Genomic DNA, 12,260 nt, shown 5'->3' on the forward strand with positions numbered 1-12,260 from the left:
CTCGTGCTTGTCAGGACTGACGTTGCAGCGAGAAAGCACATAACTCTATCAGCGTTTGGCGGAATTGGGAAGGGGGTAATGCAATTATTGCTTCCGCGGCTGCGGAAGCCTCGTGCTCGGCGGCCTTGCGCGTGTACTCGAGCGCGCCCGATGCCTGGATGGCGGCGAAGATGGCATCGAAGTGCTCGGTGCCGCCCTGTTCGATGGCCTGGCGCGCCAGCGCGCGCTGCGTCTCGGTGCCGTGCGACAGCAGATAGATCAGCGGCAGCGTCGGTTTGCCTTCGCGCAGGTCGTCGCCGGCGTTCTTGCCCATCTGGTCGGCGGTCGCGGTGTAGTCGAGCAGGTCGTCGACGATCTGGAACGCGGTCCCGATGCGCCGGCCGTATTCGGCGGCAGCGGCTTCGGTGGCGGCGTTGGCGCCCGAGAGCACGGCTCCGATCTGCGCCGCGGCCTCGAACAGCTTGGCGGTCTTGTAGCGGATCACCTGCAGGTAGCGCTCCTCCGTCACGTCCGGGTCGTGCATGTTGAGCAGTTGCAGCACTTCGCCTTCGGAGATGACGTTGGTGGCATCGGCCAGGATCTGCATGACGCGCATGCTGTCGGCCTGCACCATCATCTGGAATGCGCGCGAGTAGAGGAAGTCGCCCACCAGCACGCTGGCTGCGTTGCCGAACACCGCGTTGGCGGTCTGGCGGCCGCGGCGCAGCTCGGATTCGTCGACCACGTCGTCGTGCAGGAGCGTGGCGGTATGGATGAACTCGACCACCGCCGCTAGTTCGTAATGGTGCTGGCCGCGATAGCCCAGTGCGTTCGCCATCAGCAGCAGGATCACCGGACGCAGGCGTTTGCCTCCCGCGCTGATGATGTATTCGCCGATCTGGTTGATCAGTGCGACCTCCGAGCCGAGTCGGCGCCGGATCACGGCATCGACGGCGTGCATGTCTTCGGCGACGGGGGCGAGCAGGACGGAGGCGGGCATTTTGGTCAAGGCGGGTTCCGGCGGAAGGCTGAATCTGACGGTTGGCTTGCGTACAGCGTGCGGCGCAAAAACCGCGGAATTATAGAGCAAGCACGTGGCCTGCCCGGTACGTGTGGCGTGGCGGGCGCAAGAGAGGGCTTTGCGAGGCCGATGTCGCTTAAGCCTTTGACTTGTCTGGGGTTTCTTCGTAGAATTGCGAGTTCTCTGTGTCCGCTGGCTGCGTAGGCAGGTGGCGGGTGACAGGAGAGTCACGTTTAGTTCTTTAACGAGGTCCGACAATGTACGCGGTCGTAAAAACCGGTGGTAAGCAATACAAGGTTGCTGCTGGCGAAAAACTGAAAGTAGAACAGATACCGGCGGACGTTGGCGCAGAAATCACGCTTGACCAGGTGCTCGCAGTGGGCGCCGGCGACCAACTGAAGGTTGGCGCGCCGCTGGTGAGCGGGGCTGCCGTCAAAGCCACCGTCATCTCCCATGGTCGTCACGACAAGGTGAAAATCTTCAAGATGCGCCGTCGTAAGCACTACCAGAAGCACCAGGGGCATCGTCAAAATTACACCGAGTTGCGTATCGACTCGATCGTGGCCTAAGGCCGCGTCGTCTACGTAACCGGATAGGAGTTCAGTCATGGCACAGAAAAAAGGCGGCGGTTCCACGCGGAACGGCCGTGATTCCGAGTCGAAGCGCCTGGGCGTGAAGGTGTACGGCGGCCAAGCCATCAACGCTGGCGGCATCATCATTCGCCAACGTGGTACGCGCACGCACGCTGGCGTGAACGTGGGCATGGGCAAGGACCACACCCTCTTCGCGCTGGTCGATGGCCACGTGAAGTTCGCCACCCGCGGCGAAGGCAAGAAGCAGTTCGTCGACGTCGTTCCGGCGGCCTGATACAGCCTTGCAGTCAGAAGGCCCCGCACCTGCGGGGCTTTTTCGTTTCTGGCCGCTAACAAAACGCGAAGCATAGTCCTGGGCGATACGATGTCGCAGGCGCGTTCTGTTAGCGATGGCGCAGCAGCGCCGATTCTTTGACCTGCCGTGCGCACGCCGCACGGGCGGAGACCTCCATGAAGTTCATCGACGAAGCCCGGATTGAAGTGATCGCTGGTGACGGCGGCAACGGCAGCGCTTCGATGCGCCGCGAGAAATTCGTCCCGTTCGGTGGCCCCGACGGTGGCGACGGTGGCCGCGGCGGCAGCGTGTGGGCGGTGGCCGACCGCAATATCAACACCCTGATCGACTACCGCTTTGCCAAGAAGCACCTGGCGCGCAACGGCGAAAACGGCCGTGGCTCCGACTGTTATGGTGCGGCCGGCGAAGACATCACGCTGCGGCTGCCGGTCGGCACCGCCATCTATGACGCCGATACCGATGAGCAGATCGCCGACCTGACGCTCGATGGCCAGCGCCTGTGCCTGGCGCGCGGCGGCGAGGGCGGCTGGGGCAACATCCACTTCAAGTCGAGCACCAACCGCGCACCGCGCCAGAAGACCGACGGCAAGCCCGGCGAGCGCCGCAACCTGCGGCTGGAGCTGAAGGTGTTGGCCGACGTCGGTTTGCTGGGCATGCCCAACGCCGGCAAGTCGACGCTGATCACGGCCATTTCCAACGCTCGCCCGAAGATCGCCGACTATCCGTTCACGACGCTGCATCCCAACCTGGGCGTGGTCCGCACCGGGCCGTCGAAGTCGTTCGTGGTGGCCGATATCCCGGGCCTGATCGAAGGCGCTGCCGAGGGTGCGGGCCTGGGCCACCAGTTCCTGCGCCACCTGCAGCGCACGCGCGTGCTGCTGCACGTGGTGGACCTCGCTCCGTTTGACGAGGGCATCGACCCGGTGGCCGAAGCCAAGGCGATCGTCGGCGAACTGAAGAAATACGACGCCGAACTGTACGACAAGCCGCGCTGGCTGGTGCTCAACAAGCTCGACATGGTGCCCGAGGACGAACGCGAGGCGCGCGTGAAGGACTTCATCAAGCGCTTCAAGTGGAAAGGGCCGGTGCACCGCATTTCCGCGCTGACGCACGACGGCTGTCCGGGCCTGATCCACGCGATCCAGGACTACCTCGATACGCTGCGTGCCGAAGAGGAGGCCGCCGCTGCCGCGCCGGACGCGCGCCTCGACCCGACGCTGCACAACGTCGACCACGACGGCAGCGCCAACGCATAACACCGCAGCATCACAACACTTCGTCTCCGGAGACTCGCCCACCATGGCCCTGCGTTCGCTGATCGCCGATGCGCGCCGCCTCGTCGTCAAGGTCGGTTCCAGCCTGGTCACCGATGACGGCCGCGGCCTCGACCAGGCCGCCATCGCCCGCTGGGCCGCGCAGATCGCGGCGCTGCGCGCGGCCGGCAAGGAGGTCGTGCTGGTGAGCTCCGGCGCCATCGCCGAAGGCATGCAGCGGCTGGGCTGGACCCGGCGGCCGAAGGAGATCCACGAGTTGCAGGCCGCTGCCGCCGTCGGACAGATGGGCCTGGCCCAGGTGTACGAATCGGAGTTCGCGCGGCACGGTATCCGCACGGCGCAGGTGCTGCTGACGCATGGTGATCTGGCTGACCGCGAGCGCTACCTGAACGCGCGCTCGACGCTGCTGACCCTGCTGGGCCTCGGCGTGGTGCCGATCATCAACGAGAACGACACGGTCGTCACCGACGAGATCAAGTTCGGCGACAACGATACGCTGGGCGCGCTGGTCACCAACCTGATCGAAGGCGATGCGCTGATCATCCTGACGGATCAGCGTGGCCTGTACACCGCCGATCCGCGCAAGCACCCCGATGCGCGCTTCGTCGACGAAGCCCAGGCCGGGGCGCCGGAGCTGGAGGCCATGGCTGGCGGTGCCGGCAGCAGCATCGGCAAGGGCGGTATGCTGACCAAGATCGTGGCGGCCAAGCGGGCAGCCAAGTCGGGGGCCCACACCGTGATCGCCTCGGGCCGCGAGGCCGACGTGCTGGCGCGGCTGGCCGGCGGCGAGGCCATCGGCACGCAACTGCGCGCGCCGACCGGGCGCATGGCTGCGCGCAAGCAGTGGATGATCGACCACCTGCAACTGCGCGGCCGCGTCGTGCTGGATGCCGGTGCGGTCGACAAGCTCACGGCCGGCGGCAAGTCGCTGTTGCCGATCGGCGTGACGGAAGTGCAGGGCGAGTTTGCGCGCGGGGAAGTGATTTCGTGCGTCGACACGGCCGGGCGCGAAGTGGCGCGCGGGCTGACCAACTATTCCGCCGCCGAGGCGCGGCTGATTGCCCGCAAAGCGTCTTCGGAGATCGAGGCGGTGCTGGGATATGTCAGTGCCGCCGAGCTGGTGCACCGCGACAACCTGGTGCTGCTCTGAACCTTTTTCGGGATGGGCCGCCCGGTCCATCCCGGGCGGCTGATCTTCTTACGGCCCGTACATGCGCCCGGACGAGGCCGTGCCCAGCCGCCGCACGAGCGTGGAGGCGCGGCCGTCGCCCGCCACCGAGCGCACGTCGCAGAAGTACGTCCGCATCAATTCCGACGCATAGTCCGCCGGACCGCCGCTGCCGACCCGCTGCCAGTCGCCCGCGGCCTTGTAGGCGTTCAGGCTGGCCGTCTCCGTATTGGCGCTCTCATTCATGTCGACGGCGCGGTTGCCGATCCACTGGTTGCTGTCGTTGCGCAGCGTCGCGTAGATGCGCCGTTCGCCGGTATCGCAGCGCAGGCCTTCATAGTTGACGTTGCGTGCGCCGGTCTTGCTGGTGATCAGCACGGTGTAGCGCACCACGTTGTCCTTGCCGATGCTGACCGACTTGGGGTCGATGGCGAAGCGCAGCGGCGATTCATCGCGGCCGACCGAGAACGGGACCGCGTCGCGATCCACCGGTGGCGCCGGGAAGGTGACGGCGTCTTCCGTGAACGGCTTGTCGTTGAACGGATCGAGCAGCAGTTTGTCTTCGAGGTCGCCGGTGCGGTTGTGGCCACATGCCGTCAGCGCCAGCGTAGCCGCCAGCGCGAGCGGCACGAGAGCGCGGCGCGCTCCACGTGTCGTCGTCATCACAGTCACAGAGAGTCCTTGGACGGGGTGTCGTCAGGGTTGGAAGAGTCGATGGGCTGCGTGGCGGGCCGGGACGTGATCACGGTTTCGACGATGACCGTCGATGTGGTGACCATCAGTGTCGGCGGCTGACGCTGGCCGCGCGCGTTCTGGTCGTTCCGGCCGGCCTGGCCGCCGGCGCGGTTGTCGCGTCCGTCGCGCTCGCGGTGCGGTCCGCCGCGCCCGTACGGCGACAGCGGCGCCCGATGGGACCGCTGCACGAAGCGCGACAGCTCCGACAGCGCCATCTGATACACCTCGCGCTTGAACTCGATCACGGCATCGAGCGGCACCCAGTACTGGCTCCAGCGCCAGGCATCGAACTCCGGATGCTCGGTGGCGCGCAACTGGATATCGCAATCGCGGCCCACCATGCGCAGCAGGAACCAGATCTGTTTCTGGCCCCGGTAGTGGCCGCGGATCTCGCGGCGGATGAACTTGTCCGGCACCTCATACCGCAGCCAGTCGCGTGTGCGACCGACGATCCGGACGTGTTCTGGCAACAGGCCGACTTCTTCGTGCAGTTCGCGGTACATCGCCTGTTCGGGCGTTTCGCCGTACTTGATGCCGCCTTGTGGAAACTGCCAGGAGTGCTCGCCGATACGCTTGCCCCAGAACACCTCGTTTCTTGCGTTGATGAGGATGATGCCGACGTTCGGGCGGAAGCCTTCACGATCGAGCATGACTGCACCTCGAATACTTTAGAATTACGCCGATTATAGAGCGGCCTGCCGTCCTGCTGTTATCGGATGCCGCAATGTTGCCGCTCACTCGCGCCTCCTGGGGGGGAGGGATGCCGCCTGCGCCGATGTGCGCTTCGCATCCCGCCGTATCTCCTGCTTCCGGTGGCTTTCGCCTTTATCCTCGCGGCTTTGGTTGCCGCGGCTATCCCTTATTGTCAGTCGCATGAAAGCGTCCCAGTTCTTCATTTCCACGCTCAAGGAAGCCCCCGCCGACGCGGAGATCGTCTCGCACAAGCTGATGATGCGTGCCGGCATGATCAAGAAGCTTGGCGCGGGCCTCTATACGTATATGCCCGTGGGTCTGCGCGTGATCCGCAAGGTCGAGCAGATCGTGCGTGAGGAAATGAACGCCAGTGGTGCGGTGGAAGTGCTGATGCCCGTGGTGCAGCCCGCCGAGCTGTGGCAGGAGACCGGCCGCTGGGACAAGATGGGCGACGAGATGATGCGCGTGAAAGATCGCCACGAGCGCGATCTTGTCATCCAGCCGACCTCCGAAGAGGTGGTGACCGACATCGCCCGCACCGAGATCCGCTCGTACAAGCAGATGCCGGTCAACTTCTACCAGATCCAGACCAAGTTTCGCGATGAGCGCCGTCCTCGTTTCGGCATCATGCGCGGCCGCGAGTTCACCATGAAGGACGCGTACTCCTTCGACCGCGACGCCGAGGGCCTGAAGGTCTCGTACGAGAAGATGTACGGCGCCTACACGCGCATCTTCCAGCGCTTCGGGCTGGAGTTCCGTGCGGTGGCGGCCGACAACGGCGCCATCGGCGGCTCGGGCTCGCATGAGTTCCACGTGATCGCCGACACCGGCGAGGACGCCATCGTCTACAGCCCGGACTCGGACTACGCCGCCAACATCGAGGCCGCCGAGGCGCTGGCCCCGGCCATGCCGCGCGGCGCTGCCACCGAGGCGCTCACCAAGACGCACACCCCCAAGCGCGCCAAGTGCGAGGCCGTGGCCGAGCAACTGGGCATTGCGCTGCAGCGCACGGTCAAGTCCATCGTGCTGGCCAAGGACGTCGAAGGCGGCGAGCCGCAGATCTGGCTGCTGCTGCTGCGCGGCGACCACGAACTGAATGAGATCAAGGCCTCGAAGGTGCCGGGCCTGGCCGATTTCCGCTTTGCCACCGAGGGCGAGATCCTGCGCGCGTTCGGCACGCCGCCGGGCTACCTGGGCCCGATCGGCACCAAGCAGCCGGTCAAGGTGGTGGCCGACCGCACCGTCGCCGCCATGAGCGACTTCGTCGTCGGCGCCAACGAGGAGGATTTCCACTACACCGGCGTCAACTGGGGCCGCGACCTGCCCGAGGCCGAGGTCTACGACCTGCGCAATGTGGTGGAGGGCGATCCCTCGCCGGACGGCAAGGGCACGCTGGCGATCTGCCGCGGCATCGAAGTCGGCCACGTGTTCATGCTGGGCACGCGCTACTCTGAATCGATGAGCGCCACCTTCCTCGACGAGAACGGCAAGACCCAGCCGATGATGATGGGCTGCTACGGCATCGGCATCACGCGGATCCTGGGCGCGGCCATCGAGCAGAACTACGATGCGCGCGGCATCATCTGGCCGGTGTCGATCGCGCCGTTCGAGGTGGTGATCTGCCCGGTGGGCTACGACCGTTCCGAGGCCGTGCGCGCCGAGGCCGACCGCCTGCACGCGGAACTGGCCGCCGCCGGCATCGACGTGATCCTGGACGACCGCGGCGAGCGCCCCGGCGCGATGTTCGCCGACTGGGAGCTGATCGGCGTGCCGTTCCGCGTGGTGGTGGGCGAGCGCGGCCTGAAGGACGGCAAGCTCGAACTGCAGGGCCGCCGCGACGAGGCCGCCGCCGCCGTGGCGCCGGCCGACGTGCTGGCCACCCTCAAGTCGCGCCTCGCGCAATAACGGTGCCGGACGCCATGCGCCGCTTCCCGGTCCGCCCGATCGCCGCCACGCTGTGCGCGGTGGCGCTGCTCGCGGGTACGCGCTCGGCGTGGGCGGGTGCGCAGAAAGAGGAATACCTGGCCGACTCGGTGCGCAGCGCGTTGTCCGCCGCCGTGGCCGACAGCCGTCCGCTGCGCCCGGTGTTTGCCAGCAACGAAGAGCAGCTCGGCTACCTGCGCTGGCTGGCGGAGATGTCGGCGCGCATGTCCGCCAAGATTCCGCTGGCATCGGTCCGCGTCGAGCTGATCGAGACGGCGTACTACGAGGCCAAGCGGGCGGGGCTGGATCCGGCGCTGGTGCTCGGCCTGATCCAGGTGGAAAGCGGCTTCCGCAAGTACGCCATGAGCGGTGCCGGCGCCATGGGCCTGATGCAGGTGATGCCGTTCTGGACGCGCAGCATCGGCGACAAGGACGTGCGCAAGCTGTTCCACCTGCAGAGCAACCTGCGCTACGGCTGCACCATCCTCCGGCACTACCTCGACATGGAGGGCGGCAACCTCTACCTGGCGCTGGGCCGCTACAACGGCAGCCGCGGTCAGCCGCAATATCCGAACGCCGTGCTGGCGGCCTGGAAGCGCTGGCAGTATCAGGATGCAACGGTGACGACCGTGTCCGCGCCCGCGCCATCGGGGGCCGCGCCGCGCGCCAAGGCGCTGCCGGACTCGCCGGCGCGCAATCCGTTCTCGCCGCTGCGCATCGCCGGCGGTTCCTGACGGCGGCTGCGGCGGGGATCGACCTACAATAGGGCCATCCGTCCGCCCTTCGCCTGCTTTCGCAATGTCCACGACCGAACCGTACGCGACCATGTCCGATGCGCTGCACGATTGGCTGCAGCGTCACGTGGACGAAGGCTTCGAGGCCGACCCGCTGGTGGCTTCGATGGTGCAGTCCGGCTATGACCGCGCTTTCGCGCGGCGCGTGGTGGACGAAGCGCTTGCGCAGCGGCCGAAGCCGGAGCCCGCCGCCACGGTGCCGAGTCCGGCGCCGGCCGGGCCTGAGCCGGAAAGCAGCAACGCGGTGCGCACGTCCGACCGCGAGATTCCCATCCTCTTTGCCATCGAGACGCCGCGCATTGTGCTGTTCCAGCACTTCCTGTCGGACGAGGAGTGCGACCAGTTGATCGCGCTCGGGCGGCACCGGCTGAAGCGCTCGCCGGTGGTGAATCCGGAGACCGGCGAAGAGAACCTGATCTCGGCCCGCACCAGCCAGGGCGCGATGTTCCAGGTGGGCGAGCATCCGCTGGTCGCCCGGATCGAGGCGCGCATCGCGCAGGCTACCGGCGTGCCGGTCGAGCACGGCGAGGGCTTCCAGGTGCTCCATTACCACCCCGGCGGTGAATACCAGCCGCATTTCGACTACTTCAACCCGGGCCGCAGCGGCGAGGCGCGCCAGCTGGAGGTGGGCGGCCAGCGCGTCGCCACGCTCGTCATCTACCTGAACAGCGTGCCGGCCGGCGGCGCGACCGGCTTCCCCAAGCTGGGCCTGGAGGTGGCGCCGGTCAAGGGCAACGCCGTCTTCTTCGTCTACAAGCGGCCCGATGGCACGCTCGACGACAATACGCTGCACGCCGGCCTGCCGGTCGAGCGCGGCGAGAAGTGGATCGCCACCAAGTGGCTGCGCGAGCGGCCTTATCGGCGCGGCGCCTGAGCGCGCCGTCCACCCGCTTGCCAGGTGCGCATGGAATACACGTTCGCGTCCGCTACCGTCCTGCTGCTGCTGATCACCGATCCGCTCGGCAACATCCCCATCTTCATCTCGGCCCTGCGGCCGGTGGCGCCCGAGCGGCGCAACCGGGTGGTGCTGCGCGAGGTCGGCATCGCCTTCGCGCTGCTGCTGGTGTTCATGTTCTTCGGCGAGGCGTTCCTGCGCATGATGAGCCTGACGGATCTGTCGCTGCAGATCGCGGGCGGCATCGTGCTGTTCCTGATCGCGCTGCGGATGATCTTTCCGCGCGAGGGCCCGGCCGACGGGCAGCTCACCGGCGAGCCCTTCATCGTGCCGTTGGCGATTCCGGCCATCGCCGGTCCGTCGGCGCTGGCGACCGTGATGCTGCTGGTGTCGCAGGCGCCGGGGCGGATGTGGACCTGGATCGGCTCGCTGAGCGCGACGATGGCGGTGTGCGCGGTGGTGCTGCTCAGCGCCACGCGCATCCAGCGCCTGGTCGGCGAGCGGACCGTGATGGCGTTCGAGCGGCTGATGGGGCTGATCCTGGTGGCGATCTCGGTGGAGATGCTGCTCAAGGGGATCCGCGCGTTTGTGCATCAGCTGTGAGCGCGGCGCGATGTGTGGCCAATGACGCGGCCAATGAAAAAGGGCGACCGGAATGTCGCCCTTTTTTGTTGCCGAACGCAGCGGATCAGCTGTTGCGCAGTGCCCGGATGGCCGGCAGGTTGCGCCAGTAGCCCTTGGCGTCCATGCCGCAGCCGAACACGTAGCGGTCCGGCACCGGGAAGCCGCAGAAGTCCGGGTGCAGCGGTTTGTCCTTGGCGAGTGTCTTCTCGCACAGCACGGCGGAATAGAATTCGGCCGCACCCATGTCAATAATGCGCGAGCGGATGGCGGCCATGGTCTCGCCTTCGTCCAGGATGTCGTCGAGCACCAGCACGGTGCGGTCCTTGACCGACTCGCGCGGCGCCACCCGCCATTGCATCTCGCCGCCCACCGTCTTGTTGTTGTAGCGGGACAGGTGGATGTAGTCGAACTCCAGCGGGAAGGCCAGCTTGGGCAGCAGCATGCCGGTGAAGACGCAGGCGCCGCCCATCACGGAGAGCACCATCGGAAAGGTGTCGCCGATCTTCTCGGTGATCTCGGCGGCCATGCGGTCCAGCGAGGCGTGCACGGCCGCTTCGCTAACGATTTCCTCGGAGTTGGCCCACAGTTCGCGGGCCTGTTCTGCGCTCAGCATCGTATCGGTCGGTGAAACGTTTCTGGTCAATCGGATCGCGGACGGGCTCAGCGGCCGCCGGGAAGCAGTCCCTTCATGCCGCCCTTGAGGCCGCCCATGGCGCGCATCATCTTCATCATGCCGCCGCCCTTGAGCTTCTTCATCATGGTCTGCATCTGCTCGAACTGGTTGAGCAGGCGGTTGACCTCCTGCACCGGCACGCCGGCGCCGGCGGCGATGCGGCGCTTGCGGCTGGCCTTGATCAGCTCGGGCTTGGCGCGCTCCGCGGGCGTCATGCTGTTGATGATGCCTTCCATGCGGCGCACCTGCTTGTCGGCCTGGTCCATGTTGGCGCCCTGCGCCTGCTGGGCGAACTGCGCCGGCAGCTTGTCGATCAGTTGCCCCAGGCCGCCCATCTTCTTCATCTGGCCGATCTGGGCCTTGAAGTCTTCCAGGTCGAAGCCGCCGGTCTTCTTGATCTTGGCGGCGAGCTTCTGCGCCTGTTCCATGTCGACGCCGCGCTGGGCTTCCTCGACCAGCGCGAGGATGTCGCCCATGCCCAGGATGCGCTGGGCCATGCGGTCGGGGTAGAACGGCTCCAGCCCATCGAGCTTTTCCGCCACGCCGACGAACTTGATCGGCTTGCCGGTGATGTGCCGCACCGACAGGGCCGCGCCGCCGCGCGCGTCGCCGTCGAGCTTGGTCAGCACCACGCCGGTCAGGGGCAGGGCGTCGTTGAAGGCCTTGGCGGTATTGACGGCGTCCTGGCCGAGCATCGCGTCGACCACGAACAGCGTTTCGGCCGGCTTGAGCGTGGCGTGCAGCGCGGCGATCTCCTGCATCATCGCTTCGTCGATGCCCAGGCGCCCGGCCGTGTCGACGATCAGCACGTCGTGGTAATGCTTCTTGGCCCAGTCGAGCGCGGCGGCGGCGATGTCGACCGGCTTCTGTTCGGGCTGCGACGGGAAGAAGTCCGCGCCGACCTGCTCCGACACGGTCTTGAGCTGTGCGATGGCGGCGGGTCGGTAGACGTCGCACGACACCGTCAGCACTTTCTTCTTCTTGTTCTCCTTGAGCCACTTGGCCAGCTTGCCGACGGTGGTGGTCTTGCCGGCGCCCTGCAGGCCGGCCATCAGGATGACCGCGGGCGGCTGGACGTTGAGGTTCAGCTCGGCGGCGCGGCCGATGGGCAGGCCGGCGGGCATGCCGGCCGGGGCGGGGGCAACCGCCTCTTCGCCGCCGATGATGGCGGTCAGCTCGCGCTGCACGATGCCGACCAGCGCCTGGCCCGGCGACAGGCTGGTGATGACTTCCTCGCCGAGCGCTTTTTCCTTGATGCGGGCGATGAACTCGCGCACGACCGGCAGCGCCACGTCGGCTTCGAGCAGCGCCAGGCGAACCTCGCGCAGCATTTCGGCGGTGTTGGCCTCGGTCAGGCGCGCCTCGCCGCGCATGGTCTTGACCACCCGCGCGAGCCGTTGGGTCAGGTTATCCAGCATGACAGCAAATCCAGGGAGTGATCGGAGACGAAAGCAATGGAATCAACGGGGATCCGGCAACGTTGCGGAGGCCGCCACGCGATGCCGTGCGCCTCCGGAATGTGCGCCCCGCGTGGCCACGATGCCGGACCCGGTCGGTGGGCCGGCAGGCGGTGTGCGCCGGCCAAAAGGTCAG

General features: G+C 66.8%; 13 protein-coding genes. 8 read left to right on the top strand and 5 right to left on the bottom strand.

The genetic code is table 11. The features are described 5' to 3' along the window. Positions 1-10: 10 nt before the first annotated feature. The gene (gene ispB / locus GO999_RS02845) at positions 11-979 is read right to left on the bottom strand and encodes an octaprenyl diphosphate synthase (RefSeq protein ID WP_081049965.1); all 969 of its coding nucleotides are present in this window, start codon (positions 977-979) and stop codon (positions 11-13) included. A gap of 278 nt (positions 980-1,257) precedes the next feature. Here ispB and rplU point away from each other — a divergent pair, with 278 nt between their 5' ends. The 4 genes from rplU to proB all read left to right on the top strand — a co-directional run bounded on the left by rplU (position 1,258) and on the right by proB (position 4,312). Beyond that, on the top strand, positions 1,258-1,569 hold the full coding sequence (gene rplU / locus GO999_RS02850) for a 50S ribosomal protein L21 (RefSeq protein ID WP_011002728.1): 312 nt from the start codon (positions 1,258-1,260) through the stop codon (positions 1,567-1,569). Positions 1,570-1,606: 37 nt separating this feature from the next. Next, positions 1,607-1,867, top strand: a complete 261-nt coding sequence (gene rpmA, locus GO999_RS02855; protein WP_003271630.1) for a 50S ribosomal protein L27 — start codon at positions 1,607-1,609, stop codon at positions 1,865-1,867. Positions 1,868-2,043: 176 nt separating this feature from the next. After that, positions 2,044-3,144 (top strand): GTPase ObgE, encoded by a 1,101-nt coding sequence (gene obgE, locus GO999_RS02860; protein WP_011002727.1) that lies wholly within the window; start codon positions 2,044-2,046, stop codon positions 3,142-3,144. A 43-nt stretch (positions 3,145-3,187) separates the two neighbouring features. Then, positions 3,188-4,312, top strand: coding sequence for a glutamate 5-kinase (gene proB, locus GO999_RS02865; RefSeq protein ID WP_011002726.1), 1,125 nt, complete (start codon positions 3,188-3,190; stop codon positions 4,310-4,312). A 48-nt stretch (positions 4,313-4,360) separates the two neighbouring features. Here the strand turns inward: proB and GO999_RS02870 are convergent, their stop codons facing one another. After that, the gene (locus GO999_RS02870; protein ID WP_016723790.1) at positions 4,361-4,993 is read right to left on the bottom strand and encodes a CNP1-like family protein; all 633 of its coding nucleotides are present in this window, start codon (positions 4,991-4,993) and stop codon (positions 4,361-4,363) included. A 5-nt stretch (positions 4,994-4,998) separates the two neighbouring features. Then, on the bottom strand, positions 4,999-5,715 hold the full coding sequence (locus GO999_RS02875) for an RNA pyrophosphohydrolase (RefSeq protein WP_058908245.1): 717 nt from the start codon (positions 5,713-5,715) through the stop codon (positions 4,999-5,001). A gap of 223 nt (positions 5,716-5,938) precedes the next feature. Here GO999_RS02875 and GO999_RS02880 point away from each other — a divergent pair, with 223 nt between their 5' ends. From GO999_RS02880 to GO999_RS02895, 4 genes are all read left to right on the top strand, one after another. Beyond that, complete coding sequence (locus GO999_RS02880; protein WP_011002723.1) at positions 5,939-7,663, top strand: proline--tRNA ligase; 1,725 nt, start codon at positions 5,939-5,941, stop codon at positions 7,661-7,663. A 14-nt stretch (positions 7,664-7,677) separates the two neighbouring features. Next, the gene (locus GO999_RS02885) at positions 7,678-8,415 is read left to right on the top strand and encodes a lytic transglycosylase domain-containing protein (protein WP_038937825.1); all 738 of its coding nucleotides are present in this window, start codon (positions 7,678-7,680) and stop codon (positions 8,413-8,415) included. Positions 8,416-8,479: 64 nt separating this feature from the next. Further along, the gene (locus GO999_RS02890) at positions 8,480-9,349 is read left to right on the top strand and encodes a 2OG-Fe(II) oxygenase (RefSeq protein WP_028861000.1); all 870 of its coding nucleotides are present in this window, start codon (positions 8,480-8,482) and stop codon (positions 9,347-9,349) included. A gap of 30 nt (positions 9,350-9,379) precedes the next feature. After that, positions 9,380-9,973: a MarC family protein gene (locus tag GO999_RS02895; protein WP_011002720.1), complete on the top strand. Its 594-nt coding sequence runs from the start codon at positions 9,380-9,382 to the stop codon at positions 9,971-9,973. 85 nt (positions 9,974-10,058) lie between these two features. Here GO999_RS02895 and GO999_RS02900 read toward each other — a convergent pair whose 3' ends face one another. Beyond that, positions 10,059-10,607: a hypoxanthine-guanine phosphoribosyltransferase gene (locus GO999_RS02900; protein WP_011002719.1), complete on the bottom strand. Its 549-nt coding sequence runs from the start codon at positions 10,605-10,607 to the stop codon at positions 10,059-10,061. A gap of 47 nt (positions 10,608-10,654) precedes the next feature. After that, positions 10,655-12,085, bottom strand: coding sequence for a signal recognition particle protein (gene ffh / locus GO999_RS02905; RefSeq protein WP_028853656.1), 1,431 nt, complete (start codon positions 12,083-12,085; stop codon positions 10,655-10,657). Between the last annotated feature and the right edge of the window lie 175 nt (positions 12,086-12,260).

The organism is Ralstonia nicotianae, from assembly GCF_018243235.1.
In the GTDB taxonomy this organism is placed as follows: Bacteria; Pseudomonadota; Gammaproteobacteria; order Burkholderiales; family Burkholderiaceae; genus Ralstonia; species Ralstonia nicotianae.

Bases quoted from the DNA above. Each gene is read 5' to 3' on its own strand.
- ispB (WP_081049965.1), bottom strand. From the start codon at position 979: ATGCCCGCCTCCGTCCTGCTCGCCCCCGTCGCCGAAGACATGCACGCC.
- rplU (WP_011002728.1), top strand. From the start codon at position 1,258: ATGTACGCGGTCGTAAAAACCGGTGGTAAGCAATACAAGGTTGCTGCT.
- rpmA (WP_003271630.1), top strand. From the start codon at position 1,607: ATGGCACAGAAAAAAGGCGGCGGTTCCACGCGGAACGGCCGTGATTCC.
- obgE (WP_011002727.1), top strand. From the start codon at position 2,044: ATGAAGTTCATCGACGAAGCCCGGATTGAAGTGATCGCTGGTGACGGC.
- proB (WP_011002726.1), top strand. From the start codon at position 3,188: ATGGCCCTGCGTTCGCTGATCGCCGATGCGCGCCGCCTCGTCGTCAAG.
- GO999_RS02870 (WP_016723790.1), bottom strand. From the start codon at position 4,993: ATGACGACGACACGTGGAGCGCGCCGCGCTCTCGTGCCGCTCGCGCTG.
- GO999_RS02875 (WP_058908245.1), bottom strand. From the start codon at position 5,715: ATGCTCGATCGTGAAGGCTTCCGCCCGAACGTCGGCATCATCCTCATC.
- GO999_RS02880 (WP_011002723.1), top strand. From the start codon at position 5,939: ATGAAAGCGTCCCAGTTCTTCATTTCCACGCTCAAGGAAGCCCCCGCC.
- GO999_RS02885 (WP_038937825.1), top strand. From the start codon at position 7,678: ATGCGCCGCTTCCCGGTCCGCCCGATCGCCGCCACGCTGTGCGCGGTG.
- GO999_RS02890 (WP_028861000.1), top strand. From the start codon at position 8,480: ATGTCCACGACCGAACCGTACGCGACCATGTCCGATGCGCTGCACGAT.
- GO999_RS02895 (WP_011002720.1), top strand. From the start codon at position 9,380: ATGGAATACACGTTCGCGTCCGCTACCGTCCTGCTGCTGCTGATCACC.
- GO999_RS02900 (WP_011002719.1), bottom strand. From the start codon at position 10,607: ATGCTGAGCGCAGAACAGGCCCGCGAACTGTGGGCCAACTCCGAGGAA.
- ffh (WP_028853656.1), bottom strand. From the start codon at position 12,085: ATGCTGGATAACCTGACCCAACGGCTCGCGCGGGTGGTCAAGACCATG.